Source organism: Pseudomonas sp. Pseusp88, from assembly GCF_047303955.1.
Taxonomy (GTDB): Bacteria; Pseudomonadota; Gammaproteobacteria; order Pseudomonadales; family Pseudomonadaceae; genus Aquipseudomonas.
The window spans coordinates 99,001-122,192 of the sequence record NZ_JBGLYM010000020.1 but is presented as its reverse complement, the minus strand read 5'-3'; the positions used below and the strand labels follow the sequence as shown (position 1 = coordinate 122,192).

At 61.4% G+C, this 23,192-nt stretch carries 17 protein-coding genes; 8 read left to right on the top strand and 9 right to left on the bottom strand.

Features of this window, described 5'->3' with window-relative positions; translation table 11 throughout:
* The first annotated feature begins 79 nt into the window (after window positions 1-79).
* Together ACCD02_RS22225 and ACCD02_RS22220 are read left to right on the top strand one after the other, a co-directional pair.
* Window positions 80-373: a putative quinol monooxygenase gene (locus ACCD02_RS22225; RefSeq protein WP_413306604.1), complete on the top strand. Its 294-nt coding sequence runs from the start codon at window positions 80-82 to the stop codon at window positions 371-373.
* A gap of 33 nt (window positions 374-406) precedes the next feature.
* Window positions 407-1,420 carry a zinc-binding alcohol dehydrogenase family protein gene (locus tag ACCD02_RS22220; RefSeq protein ID WP_413306601.1) on the top strand — a complete coding sequence of 338 codons (1,014 nt, stop codon included), beginning with the start codon at window positions 407-409 and terminating at the stop codon, window positions 1,418-1,420.
* Window positions 1,421-1,536: 116 nt separating this feature from the next.
* Here ACCD02_RS22220 and ACCD02_RS22215 read toward each other — a convergent pair whose 3' ends face one another.
* Window positions 1,537-2,739 carry a multidrug effflux MFS transporter gene (locus ACCD02_RS22215; protein WP_413306598.1) on the bottom strand — a complete coding sequence of 401 codons (1,203 nt, stop codon included), beginning with the start codon at window positions 2,737-2,739 and terminating at the stop codon, window positions 1,537-1,539.
* Window positions 2,740-3,021: 282 nt separating this feature from the next.
* A complete protein-coding gene (locus tag ACCD02_RS22210) occupies window positions 3,022-3,219 on the bottom strand; it encodes a heavy-metal-associated domain-containing protein (RefSeq protein ID WP_413306595.1) in 198 nt (65 codons plus the stop codon).
* Between the two features lie 156 nt (window positions 3,220-3,375).
* Here ACCD02_RS22210 and ACCD02_RS22205 point away from each other — a divergent pair, with 156 nt between their 5' ends.
* From ACCD02_RS22205 to cueR, 3 genes are all read left to right on the top strand, one after another.
* Window positions 3,376-3,756 (top strand): hypothetical protein, encoded by a 381-nt coding sequence (locus tag ACCD02_RS22205; protein WP_413306592.1) that lies wholly within the window; start codon window positions 3,376-3,378, stop codon window positions 3,754-3,756.
* Between the two features lie 73 nt (window positions 3,757-3,829).
* The gene (locus tag ACCD02_RS22200; RefSeq protein ID WP_413306589.1) at window positions 3,830-6,040 is read left to right on the top strand and encodes a heavy metal translocating P-type ATPase; all 2,211 of its coding nucleotides are present in this window, start codon (window positions 3,830-3,832) and stop codon (window positions 6,038-6,040) included.
* A complete protein-coding gene (cueR, locus tag ACCD02_RS22195; RefSeq protein ID WP_413306586.1) occupies window positions 6,037-6,447 on the top strand; it encodes a Cu(I)-responsive transcriptional regulator in 411 nt (136 codons plus the stop codon). The genes ACCD02_RS22200 and cueR overlap by 4 nt, the downstream gene beginning before the upstream one ends.
* Before the next feature lie 137 nt (window positions 6,448-6,584).
* On the opposite strand, the gene ACCD02_RS22190 is transcribed toward cueR, so the two are convergent.
* The 3 genes from ACCD02_RS22190 to ACCD02_RS22180 form a co-directional block, all read right to left on the bottom strand.
* Window positions 6,585-6,872 (bottom strand): hypothetical protein, encoded by a 288-nt coding sequence (locus ACCD02_RS22190; RefSeq protein ID WP_413306583.1) that lies wholly within the window; start codon window positions 6,870-6,872, stop codon window positions 6,585-6,587.
* 122 nt (window positions 6,873-6,994) lie between these two features.
* Window positions 6,995-7,891, bottom strand: a complete 897-nt coding sequence (locus ACCD02_RS22185) for a PA4780 family RIO1-like protein kinase (RefSeq protein WP_413306580.1) — start codon at window positions 7,889-7,891, stop codon at window positions 6,995-6,997.
* Window positions 7,892-8,056: 165 nt separating this feature from the next.
* A complete protein-coding gene (locus tag ACCD02_RS22180) occupies window positions 8,057-8,863 on the bottom strand; it encodes an AraC family transcriptional regulator (RefSeq protein WP_413306577.1) in 807 nt (268 codons plus the stop codon).
* Window positions 8,864-8,949: 86 nt separating this feature from the next.
* Here ACCD02_RS22180 and ACCD02_RS22175 point away from each other — a divergent pair, with 86 nt between their 5' ends.
* Window positions 8,950-9,978: a bile acid:sodium symporter family protein gene (locus tag ACCD02_RS22175; RefSeq protein WP_413306574.1), complete on the top strand. Its 1,029-nt coding sequence runs from the start codon at window positions 8,950-8,952 to the stop codon at window positions 9,976-9,978.
* A 219-nt stretch (window positions 9,979-10,197) separates the two neighbouring features.
* Here ACCD02_RS22175 and pbpC read toward each other — a convergent pair whose 3' ends face one another.
* Window positions 10,198-12,522, bottom strand: a complete 2,325-nt coding sequence (gene pbpC, locus ACCD02_RS22170; protein WP_413306628.1) for a peptidoglycan glycosyltransferase PbpC — start codon at window positions 12,520-12,522, stop codon at window positions 10,198-10,200.
* Between the two features lie 194 nt (window positions 12,523-12,716).
* Between pbpC and ACCD02_RS22165 the strand changes: the two genes are divergently transcribed.
* Complete coding sequence (locus ACCD02_RS22165; protein WP_413306571.1) at window positions 12,717-13,010, top strand: hypothetical protein; 294 nt, start codon at window positions 12,717-12,719, stop codon at window positions 13,008-13,010.
* A gap of 187 nt (window positions 13,011-13,197) precedes the next feature.
* On the opposite strand, the gene ACCD02_RS22160 is transcribed toward ACCD02_RS22165, so the two are convergent.
* Window positions 13,198-18,156, bottom strand: a complete 4,959-nt coding sequence (locus ACCD02_RS22160; RefSeq protein WP_413306568.1) for an alpha-2-macroglobulin family protein — start codon at window positions 18,154-18,156, stop codon at window positions 13,198-13,200.
* Between the two features lie 184 nt (window positions 18,157-18,340).
* On the opposite strand from ACCD02_RS22160, the gene ACCD02_RS22155 reads away from it, so the two are divergent.
* Window positions 18,341-19,681 carry an MATE family efflux transporter gene (locus tag ACCD02_RS22155; protein WP_413306565.1) on the top strand — a complete coding sequence of 447 codons (1,341 nt, stop codon included), beginning with the start codon at window positions 18,341-18,343 and terminating at the stop codon, window positions 19,679-19,681.
* 65 nt (window positions 19,682-19,746) lie between these two features.
* On the opposite strand, the gene ACCD02_RS22150 is transcribed toward ACCD02_RS22155, so the two are convergent.
* A complete protein-coding gene (locus ACCD02_RS22150) occupies window positions 19,747-21,090 on the bottom strand; it encodes a contractile injection system protein, VgrG/Pvc8 family (protein ID WP_413306562.1) in 1,344 nt (447 codons plus the stop codon).
* Between the two features lie 173 nt (window positions 21,091-21,263).
* On the bottom strand, window positions 21,264-23,177 hold the full coding sequence (speA, locus tag ACCD02_RS22145) for an arginine decarboxylase (protein WP_413306559.1): 1,914 nt from the start codon (window positions 23,175-23,177) through the stop codon (window positions 21,264-21,266).
* Window positions 23,178-23,192 lie beyond the last annotated feature (15 nt).

Here is a 23,192-nt window from a genome sequence, read left to right as displayed (position 1 = left end):
TTAACCGGTTTTATCTGCAAGAGAAATAGCTAATCATGCTCTCCATCGAATCCCATGCCTTTGCGCCTCAGGAGTCCACATGTCCCAGCCTCTCGTTGTCATTGCCACCCTTATCGCCAAACCCGGTCAGGCCGCCGCGCTGCAGAAACACCTGGAAACCCTGGTCCAGGCCACCCGCCAGGAACCCGGCTGCATTACCTACGAACTGCATCAGGACCTGGAAAGCCCTGAAGGCTTCTACATGTTCGAGCGCTGGGTCGATGCCGCAGCCCTGCAAAGCCATGACGGCACCGCGCATATCCAGGCGTTCCGCACCGCCGCAGGCGAACTGCTCGCACACTTCGAAATCAAGCGCCTGAACCTCGTCGCCTGACTACCCGACACCATTGAACTCAGAGGACCCGTCATGAAAGCCGTTGCCTATTACAGCGCTCTGCCCATCAGCGACAGCGCCGCCCTGCAAGATATCGAACTGCCAGAACCAGTCGCTGGCCCCCGTGACCTGTTGGTTGAGGTCAAGGCCATCTCCGTCAACCCGGTCGATACCAAGATCCGCAAGAACGTGCAGCCCGAAGACGGTCAGGCCAAGGTGCTGGGCTGGGACGTGGCCGGGATCGTCAAAGCCGTGGGCAGCGAAGTCAGCCTGTTCCGGCCGGGCGACAAGGTGTTTTACGCCGGCTCCCTGATCCGCCCCGGCGCCAACAGCGAGCTGCATGTGGTGGATGAGCGCATCGTCGGTCATATGCCCAAGTCTCTGAGCTTCGCCCACGCCGCCGCCCTGCCGTTGACTGCCATTACCGCCTGGGAATTGCTGTTCGAGCGCTTGCAGGTTGCTGAGGGGAATGTCGATCAGAAGCAGAGCCTGCTGATCGTCGGCGCGGCGGGTGGTGTCGGTTCGATTCTGACCCAACTGGCACGACAACTGACCGCCCTGAAAGTCATCGGCACCGCCTCACGTCCGGAAACAACCGCCTGGGTTCGCGAACTCGGCGCCCATGACGTCCTCGATCACAGCCAGCCGTTGAGCGAAGAACTCAAACGCAGCGGCCTGAACCACGTCACCCATGTCGCCAGCCTGACCAACACTCAGGATCACCTCGACCAGCTGGTAGAAGCCCTCAAGCCCCAGGGCAAGCTCGGCCTGATCGACGACCCGGACGCTCTGGACGTGCGCAAGCTCAAGCGCAAGAGCCTGTCGCTGCACTGGGAGTTCATGTACACCCGGTCGATGTTCGAGACCGACGACATGACCGAGCAACATAACCTGCTCAACCGGGTTGCCGAGCTGATCGATGCCGGCGTACTCAAGACCACCTTCGGCGAGCACTTCGGCACCATCAACGCCGAAAACCTGCGCCGTGCCCATGCCTTGCTGGAGAGCGGCAAGGCCAAGGGCAAGATAGTGCTGGAAGGCTTCTAAGACAGTTTGTGGGACCGGCTTTAGCCGGGAAGACATAAGACAGACGCTGGAAATGTATCGATCTTACCTATGCCTTCCCGGCTAAAGCCGGTCCCACTTTAGTTAACGCTGCTTCTTTACAACGTCACCTCTGCCACCCTCTCATCCCGCTTGCCCTGCAACCGCCGCGTCAACACGCTGATGCTTACGGTCAGCACGCCGCACAGGCTGATGACCATCGCCATGGGCACTGCCGTGCCGTCATGCAGTACGCCGACCAATGCCGCCGCGCCCGCTGCCACGCTGAATTGCAGACAGCCGAGCAAGGCCGAGGCGCTGCCCGCACGCTTGCCCTGACCATTCATGGCGCAGGCCGAAGAGTTGGGGATAATGCAGCCCAGGCTGGCGATGCAGATGAACAACGGCACCAGCAACGGCCACAGCGACTGGGTGTGCACACTGGCCACCGCCCATAACGCCAGGGCCGCCAGCACGTAGATCCACACCGCTCGGGACAGCAGCAGTGCCGGGCCGCTCTTGCCCAGCAGCCGCGCATTAACCTGAGCCACCAGAATGAACCCCGCCGCGTTGCTGCCAAAGAACCAGCCGTAATGCTCGGGCGGCACGCCATACAGCTTGATAAAGACAAAAGGCGAACCGGCGATGTAGGAGAACATCCCGGCAATGGCGATCCCGCCGGTCAAGGCATGGCCGAGGAAAATCCGGTCACTGAGCAACTGCTTATATTGCCCCAGCGCGCCCGACAAGGGTTGACGCGGATGACTGGCCGGCATGCTCTCCGGCAGCCCCAGAGCAATCGATAACAGGCTCAGGGCACTGAAGCCGGTCAGGGACAGAAAGATCATCTGCCAGCCGTAACTATTGACCAGCACGCCACCCAGCATCGGTGCCAGGATCGGTGCCAGCCCCATCACCAGCATCAACTGAGAGAACACCTTGGCCGACTGCACGGCATCGCATTTGTCGCTGACAATCGCCCGGGACAGCACCATGCCTGCGCAGCCACCCAGCGCCTGAACGAAGCGCGCGGCGATCAGCCAGTCCAGACTCGGCGCGAACGCACAGCCCAGCGATGCCAGGGTAAATAGCGTCACCCCTACCAACAGAGGCACCCGCCGTCCAAAGCGGTCCGCCACCGGTCCATAGGCCAGTTGCCCCAGAGACAGGCCGAGGAAGTACGATGCCAAGGTCAGCTGCACGTGCTTTTCATCGGTACCAAAGGCCAGGGCCATGGCCGGAAAACCGGGCAGGTAGAAATCGATGGCCAAAGGGCCGAAGGCGCTCAGGGCACCAAGGATCAGGATCGTTCGCAGGTTCATCGGGTATCCAGAACAGTCTTTGCGGGCAGTTGGATAGTTTAATGCCCCACGCGGGTGTTTCTGGAGATTTCTTGAAAATTAATTAGGCAGCTATCAAAAACTCGCGACGGATACACATCAACGCCTACACAAACGCTGTGGGAGCGGATTCATCCGCGAAGGGGCCAATACATCCAACACATTGGCGGTGCCCGGAATAAAGCTTTCGCGAATGAATTCGCTCCCAAAAACTCTCTCCTCCCATTCTCGCCAATAAGTTGGCTCTTACCGAATCGACGGTGCTCAGGCGAGCTGCACTTCGTAACCTTCCTCACGAATCAACTCACTGACCCGCTGCGCCGTCAGCGCACTCTCGACCTGCACCACACCACTGGCCAGGTCGACCTGCACATCTGCCGCCGGGTCGTCATTCTTGATCGCCTGGGTCACGGACTTGACGCAGTGGCCGCAGGTCATGCCTTGAACATTGAAACGTTGCATGTGCTACTCCTTCCATTCAGCTAACAAAGGTGACGACAGGCATGTTCAACCTTGCCATCGTGACAAGGTCAAGTTTCTCTTTTCTCTGCCGGGCTGGCATTCGTCACGTGCCTGCGCCAAGCTGCATCTTTACGGTCTAAAGCAGGAGTATCAGCCATGCGCTGGTCAGCATTGCGCGTCGTCGGCATCCTCGGATTATTGGTCAGCAGCGCCTGGGCACAGGCGGATCAGGATTACGGTGTCCTGATCATTTCCCGCGAACGCCTGGAAGTCCCGACTTCATGCGAAATCGGCATCTACATTCAGGATGAGCTGGCCGCTCGCCTGTTCCAGGAACAATCCACCTCATTCAATCTACCGGCCGGTGATATCTCGGTACGCCTGCGTCTGCTCCCTGGGCAGGCTCCGGGTTGCGGGCAAGGTCTGGAAGCACAGCAACGCAGCGTGATACACATGAAGGCTGGCGATATTCAAAAATTCCGCATCGCCCAGAACCTCAACGGCCTGTACCTCAAACCTGCCTCTCTGGGGTATTGATAAGGTGGTGCTTGACCTTGCCCATATGGCAAGGTTGATCCTGTAGGTATCAAGCCTTCAGGGAGTACCCTCCATGCTCAAGCCCGCCACTTTCGACCTGCCCATCAGCGGCATGACCTGCGCCAGTTGCGCGGGTCGGGTCGAACGCGCGTTGAACAAAGTCCCCGGTGTCAAAAGCGTCAGCGTCAACCTGGCCAATGAGCGGGCCCACGTCGAAACCCAGGGTGGTGTCGATTCGGCGTTGTTGATCGGCGCAGTGGAAAAAGCCGGTTACGGCGCGACCTTGCTGCAAGACGCCAAGACCAGCGCCGACGATCAGCACCGGCGCCTGACGCATGAACGTTACGCCCTGATCCTGGCCTTGCTGTTGGCCGTGCCTCTGGTCATTCCAATGCTGCTGCAGCCATTCGGCCTGCACTGGATGCTGCCATCCTGGGTGCAATTTACCCTGGCGACGCCTGTGCAGTTCATCCTTGGCGCGCGGTTCTACGTTGCCGCCTGGAAAGCGGTGCGGGCCGGTGAGGGCAATATGGATCTGCTGGTCGCCCTCGGCACCAGCGCCGGTTATGGCCTGAGCCTGTACGAGTGGGCCGTGGCAGCGCCGGGCAGCATGCCGCACCTCTATTTCGAGGCTTCGGCGGTGGTCATCGCGTTGGTCCTGTTGGGCAAATATCTGGAAAGCCGGGCCAAGCGCCAGACCGCAAGCGCCATCCGCGCCCTCGAAGCCTTGCGTCCGGAGAGGGCCATTCAGGTGATCGACGGCCAGGAACATGACGTTGCCATCAGCGCCCTGCGCCTCAACGATCTAGTGCTGGTCAAACCCGGTGAACGCTTCCCCGTGGACGGTGAAGTGGTCGAAGGCCAAAGTCATGCCGACGAAGCCTTGATCAGCGGCGAAAGCTTGCCCGTCGCCAAGCAGACTGGCGATAAAGTCACCGGCGGCGCCATTAATGGCGAAGGTCGTCTGCTGGTCAGAACCTTGGCACTGGGTGCTGAAACCGTACTGGCACGAATCATTCGCCTGGTCGAGGACGCCCAGGCGGGCAAGGCGCCGATTCAGAAACTGGTGGATAAAGTCAGCCAGGTCTTCGTGCCCACCGTGCTGGTTTTGGCGCTGATGACTCTGATCGGCTGGCTGGCGGTGGGCGCCGCACTGGAAAGCGCAATCATTAACGCCGTCGCCGTACTGGTGATTGCCTGCCCCTGCGCCCTGGGCCTGGCAACACCGACCGCGATCATGGCCGGTACCGGTGTTGCCGCCAGATTCGGCATTTTGATCAAGGATGCCGAAGCCCTGGAACGCGCCCATGAAGTCACGGCAGTGGTGTTCGACAAGACCGGCACCCTGACCTCGGGCACTCCGCGCATCGCCCATTTCGCCGCCCTGGACGGTGATGAAAACCTGCTGTTGCAACTGGCCGGAGCCCTGCAACAAGGCAGCGAGCATCCCTTGGCCAAGGCTGTATTGGATGCCTGCAAGGAGCGCCATCTGCCACTGGCCAGGGTGCAGAGCAGTCAGGCCCTGACCGGACGCGGAATCGCAGGCTCGGTGAACGGTCGCTCGCTGGCGTTGGGCAATCGCCGAATGCTGGATGAAAGCGGCCTGGCCATGGCCACACTCGCCGACTCGGCACACGCCTGGGAAGCCGAAGGGCGCACCCTGTCCTGGCTCATCGAGCAAGACAGCCAGCCCCGCGTGCTTGGGCTGTTTGCCTTTGGTGACACGCTCAAGCCCGGTGCCGCCGAGGCGGTCAGGCAATTGACTGAGCGAAATATCAGCAGCCATCTGCTGACGGGTGACAATCAGGGCAGTGCCCGCGCCGTCGCCCAAGCCTTGGGTATTGAAGACGTGCACGCCGAAGTGCTGCCTGCCGACAAGTCCGCCGCCGTTCTGGCCCTCAAGGCCAATAATGTCGTGGCCATGGTCGGCGACGGCATCAACGATGCTCCGGCCCTGGCCGCCGCCGATATTGGCATCGCCATGGGCGGTGGCACGGATGTAGCCATGCACGCAGCGGGCATCACCCTGATGCGTGGGGATCCACGGCTTATCCCTGCGGCACTGGATATCAGCCGACGCACCTACGCCAAGATCCGCCAGAATCTGTTCTGGGCATTCGTCTATAACCTGATTGGCATCCCATTGGCAGCCTTCGGTTTTCTCAACCCGGTGCTGGCAGGGGCGGCGATGGCCCTGTCCAGCGTCAGCGTGGTGAGTAACGCCTTGCTGCTCAAGACCTGGAAGCCCAAAGAGTTGTCCGAAGAACAGGGAGAACGACCATGAATATCGGCCAGGCAGCGAAAAGCAGTGGCCTGAGCGCCAAGATGATCCGCTACTACGAATCCACCGGACTGTTGCAGCCTGCCCATCGCACCGACAGCGGCTATCGCCTGTACGGCGCCGATGACCTGCACACGCTGGCGTTCATCAAGCGTTCGCGGGATCTGGGCTTCTCACTGGAGGAAGTCGGCAAGCTGCTGGCCTTATGGCAGGACCGTCAGCGCGCCAGTGCCGATGTAAAGGCCCTGGCCCGGCAGCATATCGTCGAGCTGAATCAGAAGATCAGCGAACTGGCCGCCCTGCGCGACACCTTGCAGGATCTGGTCGAGCACTGTCACGGCGATCACCGGCCTGACTGCCCGATCCTCAAGGATCTGGAATCGGGTGGGTGTTGTGCGACAGATATTTAGCAAGAGGGGTGTGAATTGAGTGGGAGCGAATTCATTCGCGAATAGGTCCTCACAGTCGACGCATGTTTGTCACCTGATATACCGCCTTCGCGAATGAATTCGCGCCCACAGGATTCATCCCCTGATTTGGACTCAAATTATTTACTGTCGCTGGAATTACTGGTCCCGGCGCTCGAACCACCTTTGGTGGATGGCCCGGTGCTGGTACTGCCATCAGTACCGCTATTGGTCATGCCTTTGGTGCCGGGAGTGGAAGTCTTGGGTGCAGGGGTGGAGCCGTCGGTGTTCTGTCCCATGCTCGAACTGCCCGAACGTGGGCCGTTAGTGTCTACCGGATCGGTGGGGCCAGTGGAGTCGGCAGCATGAACGCTGGCGGCAGCAAGCAGACCAGCAAGGGTAAGGGCAGTCAGTTTGGTCTTGATCATGATGTGCATCCTCTTGTTGGAGTTGATACACATTGGTCCGGGCGCCCGCGCAAGAGGTGCCGCCAGACCGACGAGCGGTCATCACGCCGGTTGATGAAAACCCGGCGAGATAACAGCGAAGATCACTGCATCCAGGGCGGAGGCGGCTCTTCGGCAACTTTGCTGGCGGGCTCGTCGTCGGCAGCACGAGCCGCCTGACGACGTTCTTCGTCGCGGCGCGCCGCTTCGATTTCCCGCAGTACACCACCAACATCGGCGATTTCTTCCGGATCATCGAACAGACCGGTCAGGACAGTCGCAGGCGACAGCGTCCCGGCCTCGTAGAACGCCCACATTTCCTTGGCGTAACGAGTGTCTTTCAACTCCGGTGCAAAACGGCCGAAATAGGAAGCCATGTTGCCGACGTCACGCTCCAGCATGGTGAAGGCGTGGTTGTTGCCTGCCGCGTCCACTGCCTGGGGCAGGTCGATGATCACCGGCCCGCTCGGGGCGAGCAGCACGTTGAACTCGGACAAGTCACCGTGCACCAAACCGGCACACAGCATCAGCACGATTTGCTGGATCAGGAAAGCGTGATATTCACGTGCCTGATCCGGCTCCAGCACCACGTCATTCAGACGCGGCGCAGCATCGCCGTCCTCATCGGCAATCATCTCCATAAGCAATACGCCTTCAAGGAAGTCATATGGCTTGGGGACCCGCACACCCGCACCGGCCAGCCGAAACAGCGCCGCGACCTCGGCGTTCTGCCAGGCATCTTCGGTCTCTTTGCGACCAAATTTGGAACCCTTGGCCATGGCCCGGGCCTGCCGACTGTTACGGACCTTGCGGCCTTCCTGATACTCCGACGCCTGACGGAAACTACGTTTGTTCGCCTCCTTGTAAACCTTGGCGCACCGCAGCTCTTTGCCGCAGCGCACCACATAAACAGCTGCCTCTTTACCGCTCATGAGCGGGCGCAGCACCTCGTCAACCAGACCGTCCTCGATCAGGGGTTCAATGCGTTTAGGAGTCTTCATCAGCTTTTATTGTGGGTCCTTCGTTGCCAAACACGCGATCGTTGCTCGTTATACGGCAATCCAATGCCAGCGAGTAGTGGTTGATTATCGATCAGCCCGGATTACGTCAGTAAAGCCGCTGTAACAACGGACAAAGCAGCTTTCGTGCCCATTCACGACAAACTGTTACTGACGAAACAGCTCACCCGGGGTAAAGCCGAACAGGCCTTTGAAAGCAGCAATAAACGCCGAGGTGGAATCGTAACCACAGCTCAGCGCCGTGTTGGTGACGCTCTCGCCGTTTTCCAGCGCCCCCAGCGAAGACAGCAATCGAGCCCGCTGCCGCCAGCCGCGAAAGCTCAGACCGGTTTCCCGCTGAAAAAGTCGCATCAACGTTTTTTCCGACACGCCCATACGCTCGGCCCAGTCTTGCAGACTGACTGGCTTGCCAGGGCTTTCGATCAGTTCGTTGCACAGACCGAGCAAGCGCGCATGACGCGGCAGCGGCAGGGAGAAACCGACCTGGGGCAGGCGCGCCAGCTGATCAAGCAGCACTTGCGCCAATCGCTCCTCATGGCTGTTGCCCAACGGGTAATCGACCGGCAGCAGGCAAAAGGACTTGATCAGCTCCCGGGCCAGGGGCGTGACTTCCAGCACCTGACAGCCCGGTGACGCCCAGGCAGCATCTTCTTCGCGCACATACAGGCTGCGCATTTCCGCCTGCATCGACGTGACCACCTGATGCTCCAGCCCCGGCGGAATCCAGACGCCCCACTGAGGCGGCGCGAAAAAGCTGCCCTGCGCAGTATGCACACCCAATACGCCACTGATCGCGTAGGAGAACTGCCCCCAATCGTGACGATGAGGCGGCGTCCACGACCCGACCCCAAGGCTCTCGGCCCGGGCATACAGCGGACGCGGCAGCTCGCTGAGGGCCGGAATCTGCCGCTGCGCGTCAGCACGCCGTAAGTCAGGTTGTCCGTTAGTCGGCATCGCTTGGCCTTATGTCGCAAGACGGAAATCGTCAGACAGGTTAGCCTGCTGACACCCTTCTTTACAAACAAGCATCCGGTCTTTCTATGCAAGCACTCAAACACCTCAAGCGCGTCGTCACAGACTGGTTCCTCTGCGGCATGGTGCTGGCAACCGTGCTGGCGTACTTCTTCCCCGGCTTCGGCGCGAGCGGCGGCGGCATGCATGCCGAATACGTGATCAACGGCGGGGTGTTCCTGGTGTTCTTCCTGCACGGGGTCAACCTGTCCAGTGAACAGATCAGCCATGGCCTGAAGAACTGGCGCCTGCACATCATGGTTCAGGGCTTCACTTTCGTGGTGTTCCCCCTGATCTGGCTGATCTGCGACAAGCTTTTGGGCAACCAGATTCCGGCGCTGCTGATGCTCGGCTTCCTCTACCTGTGCGCCCTGCCCTCGACCATTTCCTCGTCCGTGGCCCTGACCGGCAGCGCAGGCGGTAATGTGCCGGCGGCGATCCTCAATGCCAGCCTGTCCAGCGTCTTCGGGATTTTCATCACGCCATGGCTGTGCAGCCTGGTAGTGGGTACCGGCGCGGGCGGTATCGACCTGGGTTCGACCCTGCTCGATCTGTGCGCCATGTTGCTGCTGCCTCTGGTGCTGGGCCAACTGGTGCGGCCGTGGCTGGGCAAGTTCTTTGCCCGGCACAAGCGCTACACCAATATCGTCGACAAGGTGGTGATCCTGCTGCTGGTCTACGCGGCGTTCTGCAACTCCATGGTCTCGGGCATGTGGCAGACCCAGGGCAACAGCGTGATCCTTACGGCGTTTATCGGCAGTGCTATCCTGCTCGCCGTGATCCTGTTCATGACCACCCGCACCGCTGGCGCTCTGGGCTTCAACCATGCCGACAGGGTTGCCGCAGTGTTCTGCGCCAGCAAGAAATCCCTGGCAGCAGGGGCGCCCATGGCGGCGTTGATCTTCGGCAACAATCCGGGGCTGGGCCTGATTCTGCTGCCCATCATGATCTACCACCCAATGCAGTTGATCGTCTGCTCGGTGATGGCGGAGAACTATGCAGCACGGCACAAGCGACAGTTGTCCGAAGCCGCGCTGGAAGAGGCGCGTGCGGCCTGATCGACTCAAGCAGATTCATTGTGGGAGCGGATTCATCCGCGAAGAGGCCGGTACATCCAACGCGTCTTCAACGACTTGAATACCGCTTTCGCGAATGAATTCGCTCCCACAGTAGTGCGTGCATATCGTCGGATCTATGGGAGCGGATTCATCCCCGAAGGGGCTGCTCTGGCTTTAAAGCAAACATAGACTCTCCCACAAAGCTAATCACCGCAGCGATTAGTCGATCACATTGAACTCCACCCGCGCCGTCTGACCGCTTTCGTCGAGCACGCTCAACTGGTAGCGGCCCAGGCGGCTGAGGGTCGGGCTGAAGAAGTCCTGGTTGGCGGTATCGGCCATGGGGCTGCCATCGATAAACCACCAGCGCCGACCGCTGCCACCCAAGGCGGAGAGTTTCAGGCGCAGGGCCTGGCGACTGCCGACCGGCAAACGCAGGTTATCGCCATCGCGCACGCCGACGATGACCAACGGCGCCGCCAGCCCCAGTGCCTGAGGCGGACAGTTCGGGTCGTTGGCGGGCAGGCGGGCATCGCGACGTTCGCTGCGCGGTAGCCACGGTTCCAGTGCCGAAGGCCATAGGGCGACCTCACGCAACTGCGCACCTGGGCAATCCGAGGCCACGCGCAAACCCTGTTCATTGACCCAGACCTTCTCTTCCAGCCCCAAACCCAATGGTTGTTCGGGCGGCATGAGGGTTGGCGGCGTGGTGCCGTCCAGGGTCCAGGCAAAGCGTTGGCGACGGCAGTTGGGATCGGTCTTGCTCATGGTCTGCCCCAACGGCCAGCAGATCGCTGCGACACCGACGTTCATCGGCATCGGCTGGATCGGCGCGAGAATATTGCGCTGGCTGTCGCGGTTCACCAGTACATCATGAACCTGCATCATCAAGGGTGCCGCCGAGGCCAGGCCGAACTGCCCTGGCACCGGAGTGCCATCGGGGCGACCGATCCATACACCAACAATAAAGCGCGGCCCGACGCCAATCGCCCAGGCATCGCGGAAGCCGTAGCTGGTACCGGTCTTCCAGGCCAGTTGCGGGCGTTGTACCAGGTCGGCGTGGGTATCCAGGTCAGGGCGGGACTGGCCGCTGAGAATCCGGCGAATGATCCACGCCGCCCCCGGCGACATCATTGGCCGGTCACGCAGGGGATCGTCCGGTTGCAGGCGTATATCGGCACTGCGCCCGCCACGGGCAAAGGCGCTGTAGCCGCCGACCAGGTCTTCCAGGCGACTGCCGCCGCCACCGAGGATCAGCGCCAGGCTCGGCTGCGCCAGGGGCGGCAGGGTCAGGGGCACGCCGCCGTTGCGCAGCTCACCGGCAAAACGCTTGGGCCCGTAGGCCTCCAGCAGTTGCACGGCAGGCAGGTTGAGCGATTGGGACAGTGCTGCACTGGCTGCCACCGGCCCGCTGAACCCTGCCGAGAAGTTGCCGGGGCGGTAGTCGCCGAAGCGTCGGGGCACGTCCTGCAACAGCGACTCGGAATGAATCAGCCCGGCATCCATGGCCTTGCCGTAGAGAAATGGCTTGAGGGTCGAACCGGGCGAGCGCAGGGCGCTGACCATATCGACGTGGCCGAAGCGTTTGACGTCGTTGATATCTACTGAGCCGACGTAGGCACGCACCGCCATATTCTCTGCCTCCACCACCAGAATCGCCGCCGAGGTGCGTTCCGGCAGGCGCGCGCGCCACCCGAGGATCAGGTCTTCCAGACGCCGTTGCAGCACCGCATCCAGGGTGGTGCGGATCAGCGTCGGGCTGCGAGGCCGGTTCAGGCGTCTGGCCAGCAAGGGTGCCAGGCTTGGCTCCTGACGCGGCGCCAGCAAGAGTGGCTCTTCCAGGGCATCGCTGACCGCCTGCTGCGGCCAGACGTTGAACTCGGCAAGGCGTCTGAGCACCTTGTCCCGGGCGGCCTGGGCCAGCTTGGGATGGCGATCGGGGCGCAGGCGGCTCGGTGCCTGGGGCAGCACCGCGAGCAAGGCGGCTTCGGCACGGGTCATCTGCGCCGGGGACTTGCCCAGATACGCCCAGCTGGCCGCCGCCACGCCTTGCAGGGTGCCGCCAAACGGCGCCCGGTCGAGGTAGATGCCGAGAATCTCGTCCTTGGACAGATGCCATTCCAGTTGCATCGTGCGCCACAACTGGCGCAGCTTACCGGGCAAGGTGCGGGAGTGGGGGTCGAGCAAGCGCGCCACCTGCATCGACAGGGTGCTGCCGCCGGAGACCACCCGGGCGCCGTGCATGTTCTGCCAGGTGGCCCGCAGCAGCGCCAGCGGGTTGACCCCCGGATGGCTGTAGAACCAGCGATCCTCGTAGGTCAGTAGCGCTTCCAGATAATAGGGTGAAACCTGATCGCGGCTGACCGGATAACGCCACACACCATTGGCATCGGCAAAACGCCATAACGGCGTGCCATCCTCTGCCAGGACCACTCGCGCCAAATCATCCTTGGGCAGCGGTAACGGCCAGAGGCGATCAGCCAGCCACAACAGTGCAAGCAGCAGTAACAGGCCGAGCGCGGCGCGACGCAACAGCAATGCCAGGCCCTGGCGCCAGGTCTTTGGCTCAAGGCGACGGCCCCACAAGCGGCGGCCAAAACGACGCAAGAGCGGCAGCCCGCGCGCAACAAATCCGGGAATCACCACGCAGAACCTCTATGCTCCACGGAACTCGTGATGGCACGTGATAGCCAAAGCTCTGAAAACCGTTTTTTCATGACACTGATCAGGACGCACATATGCAGGTAGAAGGCTTTTTCGAAGGGCTGGGCCAGGCCATCGGTGCGGTGATCCGCTTCGTGGTCGACGGGCTGGATTGGTTGTTCCATGGGTTCACCCATGCCGGCAGCAACTTTATCGAGGGCCTGTCCCGGACACTGGGCATGGACACCTCGCTGATCAGCATCGCCGCGCTGATCATCGGCCTGATTCTGCTTTATTCGGCCATCCGCGCGTTCATGCGCGCCTCGATCATCATGGGCATCATCTGGCTGGCGCTGGGGTTGTGGGTCATGAGTTGGGTGGTGCATTAAGCAACGTCTGAATCAAATACACCTGAATGAAACAATTGTGGGAGCGGATTTATCCGCGAAGACGGCATTACACACAACAGAAACTCATTGGATGTACGGGCCTCTTCGCGGATAAATCCGCTCCCACGTTAACTCAATTCCCCCACCATCACCCCCACACAACCTGCGTCGTGTGGGGGTATCGGTGTTACTTGGCCTTGACCACCAACTGCGGCGGTGTCGCACCCAGTGCCTGCCAGTTCGGCCGGTACATGGATTCAACCTGCGGTGGCGGTACGCGGTAGACACCCGGGGTCACGGCGCGGGCCAGGTAGACCAGGTTCACCGTGGTGCTGCCGTTCAAGTCCAGGGCCGCGACATAACGATCGCCACGGTATTCCTGGTGCTTGATGTTGGCGTTCTCCATGGACTCGCGCCAGCTTTTCACCGACTCGCTGGCATCTTCCAGGCTGGCCGAGCTCTGCGCCAGGTTCTGGTTTTCCAGCTCAAGACCGGCAGGCAGCAGGTCAACCACCAACGCATCCGGCACCCGCTCCTTGGCGCGAATCGCGGTATGGATCAGCACCAGCTGACCGCTCTTCAGCGCATTGAGGTTCAGCGGCTGGCCATCCACGCCCAGGTACTCGCGGCTGATCTCCAGGTTCTCGCCGCCAGGCGCTGGCGCCTGCACCGGATAGCCGGAAATCGTCATCTGCTGATAGAGCGTGTCGCTGCCCTGGTTCTGCAGGGTCATCGGAGCCGCCAGGCTATCGCCGTCGAGCTTGACCGCTGTCTGATTGTTGCTCAGATCGAAGCTCTGGGCACCGCTGACCAGCTTCGCCGCCCAGGCCTTCTCAGGCTTGTTCAGCAGGTCACGACCGGCGAGGAACAGGGCGTTGCTTTCTTGAGTGGAGAGATAACGGTTGGCCGCTACCTCATCCGCCAGGGCAAACAGACGGTCATCGCGCTTGTCCGCGGCCAGGTTGTTTTCGTTGAGCAAAGCCAGGATCAGCGCCTGATCACGCAGGGAGCTGCCGTAGTCGGCCAGCCACTCGCCAGACTTGCGCTGGGCGGCAAGCCCTGCCAGCAGCGCCTGATCGGCGCGCGGCTTGTCACCCATCTTGTCCAGGGCAATCGACAGCTGCACCAGCGGCAAACCGGAGCGTGCATCGGTACGACGGTCGAACAGGCTGCGCAGGGCACCCAAAGGCGCCTGTTGGCTACGGGCCAGGACCAGCGCGGCATACGCCTGTACGGCAAAGCGGCTGTGCTCGACGTTGCGGCTGTAGTTGATCTGCACCTGATTGGCGTCTTGCAAGTAACGCAACAGACGTTCGTTGGCTTTCTTCAGGGAATCCGGCGGCACGGCATAGCCCTGGTCACGGGCACGCATGAGGAAGTCAGTGACGTAAGCGGTCAGCCAATATTCCTCTTCGCTGTCGGAACCCCACAGGCCGAAGCTGCCGTTGCTGCGCTGCATGCCCAGCAGGCGTTCGATGCCCAGTTCGACCTTGCGCTTGCGCTCGTTATCCGGCTCGCCCTTGATGCCCAGACGCTTGAGGGTCGCGGCATCGGCATACAGGGACGGGTACAGGCCACTGGCGGTCTGCTCCAGGCAACCGTATGGATAGGCTTTAAGGGCACGGATCTGCTCGCCCAGGTTCAGTGGCGGACGGCTCGAGACCGAGAACATCGCCTCGCGACCGGCCGGCTCGAACACATCCAGAGCGCCATCAGGCAGGCTCCAGACATCATCCTTGAGCGCCGCGCGGTAGTGCTTGAGCATCGCCGGATAGGCCGGACGCACACCAATTTTCCACTCGCGGTTAAACGGCGGCAGTGTCTCGCCCGGCAATACCAGACCTTCCACCAACACCTTGACCGAACCCTGGCCAAAACCACCCAGGGCCTGCACCGGCACCTTGAGGGTGGTGCGCTGGCCTTTGTTCAGTTGCACGACGCGGGACTGGTTGCCATTCGCAATAGCCAACTGACCTTCGGCACTGACGCTCACCGTCAATTTCTGCGCCTTGTCCGTCAGGTTGGACAGGTCCAGGGCCACGGAGGTCTGGTCGCCACCAGCGAGGAAGCGCGGTGCCGATAGCTCGGCCACGATCGGTGCGGCAATTACGGTCTTGCCCTCGGCCATGCCGAAGTGATCACCGGTCCAGGCCTGGGCCATGATCCGCACTTCACCGTTGAAGTCCGGAATATCCACGCTGACTTCGCCTTCACCCTGTTCATTGAGGGTCACCGGCAAGGCTTGTTGGGCAACGATGGTCACACTGGTGTCGGGCTTCTTGCCGCCCTTGGCCAACGCGGCGTCACCACCGAAGGCCAGGGTGGCGATACGGTTGCGACCGGCTTCGATCAATTGACCGTAGACATCCAGTTGATCGACGCCATATTCCTTGCGGCCGAACATGGCGCTGAACGGATCGGGAGTCGGGTAGCTGGTGATATTGAGAATGCCCACGTCCACGGCGGACACCAGCACATGCACGTCTTTCGGGACGCTGCCATCGGCGTTCTTCGCCGCCACCTTGATTTTCAGCGGCTGCTTGGGACGCATTTTCTCAGGTGCAGTGACACTCACCGCCAGTTTGCGCTGATCACGATCCAGCGGCAGATGCAGCAGGCCCACGGCGCGTTTCGGCGTGACATTGGCCTTACGCTCGCCCGGACGAATCACCAGGGCGCTGACGTAGAGGTCATGACGCGCCCATTTCTTGTCCAGCGCGATGTCGTAGGTCTTGCCTTCGGCAGGCACGTCGATTTCCTGCCACCACAGCGGGCCTTCGCTCGACTCGATCAGCAGATAACCTTTGCCTGCGGCAGGCGGTGTGACCGTGACCTTGGCGGTGTCGCCATCGGCATAGGATTTTTTGTCCAGCGCCAGCTTGACCTGATCGGGACGCACGGCGCCGCCATCGGTGTTGTCCTGCCAGCGGTAGCCGGCCCAGAAGCGCAGGCTGCTGACCAGACCGGTCTGCGGGTCTTCCACTTCGACGCGGTATGGGCCCCACTCGACCGGGAAGCTGACCTTGACGGTGGAGTCTTTCTTGATCGAAACCGTCTGTTCGTCGAGGTTCAGGTACTTCTCGTTGTAGTGATAGCTCCAGCCATCGCTCTCCGAGTAGTTCCAGTAATAGTCGCGGCGCTCACGTACCAGACGCACCTTGACGTTGTCCGCAGCCAGTTTGTTACCGGCGGCATCGGCCACCAGCACTTCGAACTCGGCCGGGCCGTCGCCATCGGTCTGGGCTTCGCCCTTGGCCGAACCGTAGTAATCGTCGTCATCGTCGGCGCTCTTGCCAAACAGCGGACGCAGGCCCGGCAGTTGCTCGGCTGGCCATACCGGCTGCACCACACGACGGGTGACCGGACGGCCACCGGACTCCTGCAGGCTGGCTTGCAGGATCAGTTGCAGCGGCGACTTGGCCTTGCCCCAGGTGCTTTCCAGGGACAGTTCCAACTCACCGTTGGCATCCAGGGTACTGGCTTCGATGTCCAGGTCCTGCTTGAGATCTTCCTCGGTGATCGAGCCGAACTGATAGCCCGGCAGACTGGCCACCGCTTCACGCAGCGGACGCAGGTAAAGCTGACCGGTCAGGGTATTGCCCGAGGCCGGGGCGCCGTAGAGGTAACGACCCTTGATCTCGAATACCGGAGCATCGGCCGGCGCTACAGGCGTATCGCTGCCCTTGATATCCAAAGCCATGCGCTCGGGGAGGAAATCCTCGACCTTGAACTCATAGATCTGCGGCTTGCCGTCACCCAGGTCGAACACCAGCTGCCAGCGGCCGGTTGGCGACTCCTCGGCCAGTTGCAGCTGGTACTGATAGAAACCGGACTTGTCGGCTTCCCAGACAAACTTGCGACTGACCTGATCGTCCGGGCGGCGCACTTCGACGGTGATCGGCTGCGGTTTCACATCACGGCCATCGTTGTCGCGCAACAGGCCGTTGAGCAGTACGGTCTCGCCGGGACGATAAAGATCGCGCGGGCCGAAGATAAAGAACTGCAGCGGATGGGATTGCGGGCCAGTGATATCAAACTCGGCCAGGTCCAGCGCCGAACCGTCGAGGCGCTGCATGGTGGTCTGGTCGCCAGTATGGGCCAGAATCAGCGCGGTATTGGCCACTACTGGCAGTTGCGCATGACCGGTGCTGTCGGTCTTGGCCTGGCCGACCACGGCACCGGCATTGTTGTACAGATCGACGTCGACGCCGCTCATGGCCTTGCCGCCTTCCAGCGCCTGGGTGAAGACGTCCAGGCGGTTGGCGTAGCGGTGCACCGACATACCGATATCACTGAGGGTGAACAGGGTCGCCGGGTAGGTGTAGGTATAACCACCGGCCACACGCATCACCGCCAGGTACACACCCGGCTCTTGCAGGGGCTTGATCCCGCCGATGGGCAGCAGCACGGTTTCCCGGGTGTTGCGCGCAGGCTTGAGGTCGAAGCGGCCGCTGTAGACCAGCTCGGCCATGGTCAGCAGATCTTCGGAGGCATAGCTGGAAATGCTCGATGAGCCTTCCCACTGATTGAGGAACGTCGGCAGCTCATCCGACTTGATGCGGAAGAATTCGACCTCGACCTTGTCGACGTTCAGCGCAATCACCGGCAGGCCCTCGGCCAGACGGGTCGGCAGCAGGCTGCCACGGCTGGCGAAGCCAACGGTGGCTTGCAGGTCCTTGGTTTCCAGGCGGCTGATGTACTCGGCGGCCAGTTTGGATTTGTTCACCGAAACCAGCCCGGCATCAACGGTCAGCACCAGCTTGCGCTTGGGCTCCAGATGACGCAGACGCAGCTCCATGAGGTTATCCGACAGCTCCCACGCACCGTCGACCTTGCCATCCTTGCTGTCCACCAGATGCAGCTTCTCGGCGAACTTCTGCTCCGGGTCCAGGGGCGCGGAGAAACTCACCGACAGGGTGCTGGCACCGTCCACCTGAATTTCCGAGACGTCGATCACGCTCAGTTCACGGCCGGCATAACGCTTGGCCAGTGCCGGCAGATCGACAGCAGGCTTGGGCTTGCTCGCCGTAGCGACCGTTGCCTGAGTGTTCGGCGTCGCAGCAGCAGCGGGTTTATCGGGGGTGGAGGAATCGCAGGCACTGAGCAGCGCAAGCGCGCAAGCCAGAAACAATCCTTTGTTGAACATGGGGCACTCAATCGGCAACGGTTTAGGGAGGGTGCTGACTATATAGCAGTCATTGGCCCATATGGCAGGGGCCGAGCGATAGGACAGCGGGAATGAGACTTTGTTCTCAGCCGTAATAGTGGCCTTTAGCCCACCCAGAAAACTGGGAGCGAGGATAGAATGATCGCCTTCTCAAGAGGCTCTCATGTCCAACCTGCTGAACGACTGGCACCATCGCGTCACCCACCGCCGGGTCTGGGCGCTGGCCGCGCCGATGATTCTGTCGAATATCTCCGTGCCGCTGGTGGCACTGGTCGACAGCAGTGTCATCGGCCACCTGCCCCACGCCCATCAGCTCGGCGCCGTGGCGGTGGGTTCGACGCTGTATACCTTCCTGGCCTGGGCCATGGGTTTTCTGCGCATGGGTACCACCGGCTTCGCCGCCCAGGCGGCCGGGCGCAGTGATGGCGCGGCGTTGCGGCAGATATTGCTGCAAGGCTTGTCGCTGTCAGTGCTGCTGGCATTTTTCCTGGCAGTGATCGCCCTGCCCTTCAGCCACCTGGCTCTGGCGATGATGCAACCTTCGGCGGATCTCAATCAGCTGACCCAGGACTTTTTCCATACCCGCCTGCTCGGCCTGCCCGCCACACTGGCCAGCTATGCCCTGGTGGGCTGGTTCTTGGGCCTGCAGAATGCCCGGGCGCCGCTGGCGATTTTGTTGGCGACCAACCTGAGCAATATCGCCCTCAACCTGTGGTTTGTCCTCGGACTGGATTGGGGCGTGGTCGGCGCGGCGCGGGCGTCGGTGCTCGCCGAGTGGTTCGGCGCACTATTGGGCCTGGCACTGACCCGCAAAGGCTTGCTGGCCTACCCCGGTCAAATGTGCTGGGCGGCGTTGCAACGCTGGAGCAACTGGCGGCCGCTGCTGACAGTCAACCGCGATATATTCATTCGCAGTCTGGCCCTGCAATCGGTGTTCTTCCTGATCACTGTTCAGGGCGCTCGGCTCGGCGATGCGACGGTGGCGGCCAATGCCCTGCTGCTCAATGGGCTGCTGCTCACTGCCCATGCACTCGACGGCCTGGCCCATGCCGTCGAGGCCCTGTGCGGCCACGCCATTGGTGCTCGTGACCGCACGGCCCTGCGTCGCGCCTTGACCGTGGCAGGAGGCTGGTCGCTGATTTGCAGCGTCGCCTTTGCCTTGCTGTTCCTGTTTGCCGGGCGCGGTTTTATCGCCATGCAGACTGACATCGATGAGGTCCGCACCATTGCCTTCGAGTACCTGCCGTACCTGGCGGCGCTGCCGCTGGTAGCGGTCTGGAGCTACCTGCTCGACGGCCTGTTCATCGGCGCCACCCGTGCCCGGGAAATGCGCAACGCCATGCTGCTCAGCGTGCTGCTGATTGCACCGACGGCGTGGCTGGCCCAGGGCTTGGGCAATCATGGGCTGTGGCTGAGCTTCATGCTGTTCATGGTGCTGCGCAGCCTCAGCCTGGGAATGATTGCGTGGCGGTTGAGTCGCACCGATGGATGGTTTTCACGCTGAAGCGCAATTCTGATTTGTCGAATTTGTGGGACCGCTTTAGCCGGTCCCATAGGATCCCACCCGTCTCATTTTGGCTCAGGGGACAGATCCAGTCGGGGCGCAGTCAGCATCAGCGACCTGCCATCCAGCTCCACGGTGCTGCTTCCCACCCGCAACAGTAGCTGGCAACCCTCCTCGAAACTCACTTTCAGGCCGTCATTGATCTGCAGGCCGCGCTCCTCGGCGAGCAATATCTGCGGATCAAGCCAGGCCGCAAGCGTGTGGCGCTCATCCATCGGCGCAGGTAACTGCGCAGCCGGTAACGATAACGGCCCAACCGGCATGCAACCGCTGATCAAGGGCCGGTCTGCGTCCCCCTCGAGAAAACTCACCACCACCGGCATGCCCTCATACCAGTGCGCTCGCTCTTGCAGATGTGCCGCCACCGGCAACCAGCACTGGCTAAGCGCCGCGCCTTGGCCATGACCGCCCCAGTCGAACTGCACCCGTACCCGCCCGTCAGCATCGGCGCAAGCCTCGACCACCCGCGCCTGCTGCATACCCGGCAGGCGCTCCGGGTTCGGCGATTCCGGGGCGCGAAAGCCGACTTCCCAAGGCGTTGCCTGCCATTGATTGAGGTAGCCGCCAGCCCCCTGATGACGCACCTCGGTCACCAGCCATAAATGATTCCACTCCTGCTGTGGGTGCCCGGTCAGGGGCAATAACTGGCCAGCCCCCAGGAACGGCAGAGTGCTTTCGCCTTCAGCGAGTTGCTGCATACGTGAGCCGGGAGTCTCAGCCTGTTCGTGACTCACGGCAAAACGCCGCACACCCTCGACATTCGGCACACTCTGGAACGGTGCCTCGGGAACCCGGCGAAAGCTGCGCAGGCCGTCACCGAACACCAGTTCGTGACCCTGTCGCGAATGACGGAAGTGATAGTGAATGCCCTCCTGCGCGCACAGCCGCTGAAGGAACTGCAAATCGGTTTCGCGGTACTGCGCGCAGTAGCGGCGCGGCTGGCATTCGGTTTTGAGGTCAAAGCGATAATTGTTACGGCGGATGCCATGCTCCTGCAGCACACGGCGGATGATCTGCAACGCCGTGCAGTCCTGGAAAATCCGCTGATTGTACCGCTGTCCCAGGCATGCCAGCTGCGGCCCGAGAGTCAGCCGATAACAGGCGGGGCCGGGTAGAAAATGGCGGCGCTCAACACCATGAACTTGCCCGTGAAAACCGCCCTTGCCGTTACTGAATGCCAGGTATGCCGACTGGTACATCAGACCGCGCATATCCAGCGCGTTGTCACGACAGGTGACGTCCACTTCAAAGACAAAGGGCTGGCTGATCGCTTCGAAGCCGGTGAATGACTGCACGGTGAATGCAACCGGTGCGCGGACAATATGCAGTTTGAAGGCGGGAGTAGACATGACAGGTTCCTCTGACGGGCCGGAAATTCTGGCCGAGAAACCTGGGGGCGCAATGAGGGAAATGCAGATTCGGACGTTGCCTACGCAGTAATAGGCAAACCCTTGTAGGACGGCTAAAAGCCCAGCCATTGTGGGAGCGGATTTATCCGCTCCCACAAAGTATTACACCGCCTTTAAGAGGACAGGTACGAAGACCGTGTCAGCCCCAGGCGCAACGCATCCAGGAAATACGTGCGCTCACGGGCGGTGATCTTGGCGCTGGCGACCTTGTCGCGGTAGTGAGTCATCAACTCCTCTGGCGACAGGTGCACGTAGCGCAACATGTCTTCAATGGTGTCGTGGGTCTCGATACCGGCGTGGTACACGCTGCCGTCCGGGTTCTGGTAGATGTTCACCGAGTCGGTATCACCGAACAGGTTGTGCATGTCACCGAGAATTTCCTGATAGGCACCAACCAGGAAGATACCCAGCAAGTAGTCCTCGCCCTCCTTGAGGGCATGCACCGGCATGCTGGTCTCGATGCTCTGCTCGTCGACGTATTGCTTGATCTTGCCGTCGGAGTCGCAGGTCAGGTCTTGCAGCACGGCGCGACGCACCGGCTCTTCGTCCAGGCGATGCAGCGGGATGATCGGCAGGACCTGGCCGATGGCCCAGGTATCCGGCAGGCTCTGGAACACCGAGAAGTTGCAGATGTACTTGTCGGCCAGCTTGTCGTTGAGCTCGTCCAGCACCTGACGATGGGAACGCTGACGCGCCTTCAGTGAGTTGTGCAAGCGACGGCACACGGCGAAGTAGCATTGCTCGCCCAGGGCTTTCTGCGCCAGGCTGATCTTGCCTTCGGAATACTGGGTGGCGATGTCGCTCATGTAGTGCGTGGCGCGCCAGTAGGTCTCGGTGACCATCTCGATATCGGTCGGGCCGAGCAGATCCACCAGCCATTGCACGGTTTCCGGCAGGCTGTCCTTGTCATCGATCACCGGCACTTCGTCGTTGTGCCGCTCGACGTCAGTCACCTGCACCACCAGCATGGCGTGGTGCGCGGTCAGGGAGCGACCGCTTTCCGAGAAGATATTCGGATGCGGCAGGCCCTGGGCGTCGCAGAACTCTTTGAGCATGCCGACCACGACACCGGCGTAATCGTCCATGTCGTAGTTGATCGAGCTGGCGTTGCGCGAGTGGGTGCCGTCGTAGTCGACCCCCAGGCCACCGCCAACGTCAATGTGATCCACCGGCAGGCCGAGGTTGCGCAGCTCGCCGTAATAACGGATGGCTTCACGGAAACCGTGCTGGTAGTCCGCCAGGTTGGCGATCTGCGAGCCCATATGAAAGTGCAGCAGGCGGATGCCCTGGTCCAGGCCAGCCTTGCGGAAGCGCTCGACCACGGACAGCAATTGCGCCGCCGAGAGACCGAACTTGGACTTCTCGCCACCGGTATCCGCCCACTTGCTCGAGGCCAGGGACGACAGACGAACGCGCAGGCCAACCTGCGGCGCGACCTTGAGCTCGGCAGCTTCTTCGATCACCAGTTCAACTTCGGATTCTTTCTCGATCACGATAAAAACGTTGTGACCCAGTTTCTGGCCCATCAGCGCCAGACGGATGAACTCGCGGTCCTTGTAACCGTTGCAGACGATGGTACCGCCCTTGGGTGCCAAGGCCAGAACGGCCATCAGCTCGGGCTTGGAGCCGGCTTCCAGGCCGATGGAAACATCCTGGGTAGCGATGATGTTCTCGATCACCGCTTCCTGCTGGTTGACCTTGATCGGATACAGCGCGGTGTATTTGCTCTGGTACTCCAGGCGCGCGATGTTGCTGTCAAAGGCACCGGTCAGCTGGCGGACGCGGTCTTGCAGGATATCGGGGAAGCGCACCAGCAACGGCAGGGACAGCCCGCTCTTGCGCAGGTTATCGACCTGGGCATAGAGATCGATGGGTGTGCTGTTCGGCCCGTTGGGACGAACTTCAACCCGGCCGGCATCGCTGATTGCAAAATAACCGGCGCCCCAATGACGAATCCCATAAACACTGCGGCTGTCCGCAGCTGTCCATTGACTGCCATCGTCTTTGCGTGTGCGTCGTACGGACATCGAAGTCCCCTATAA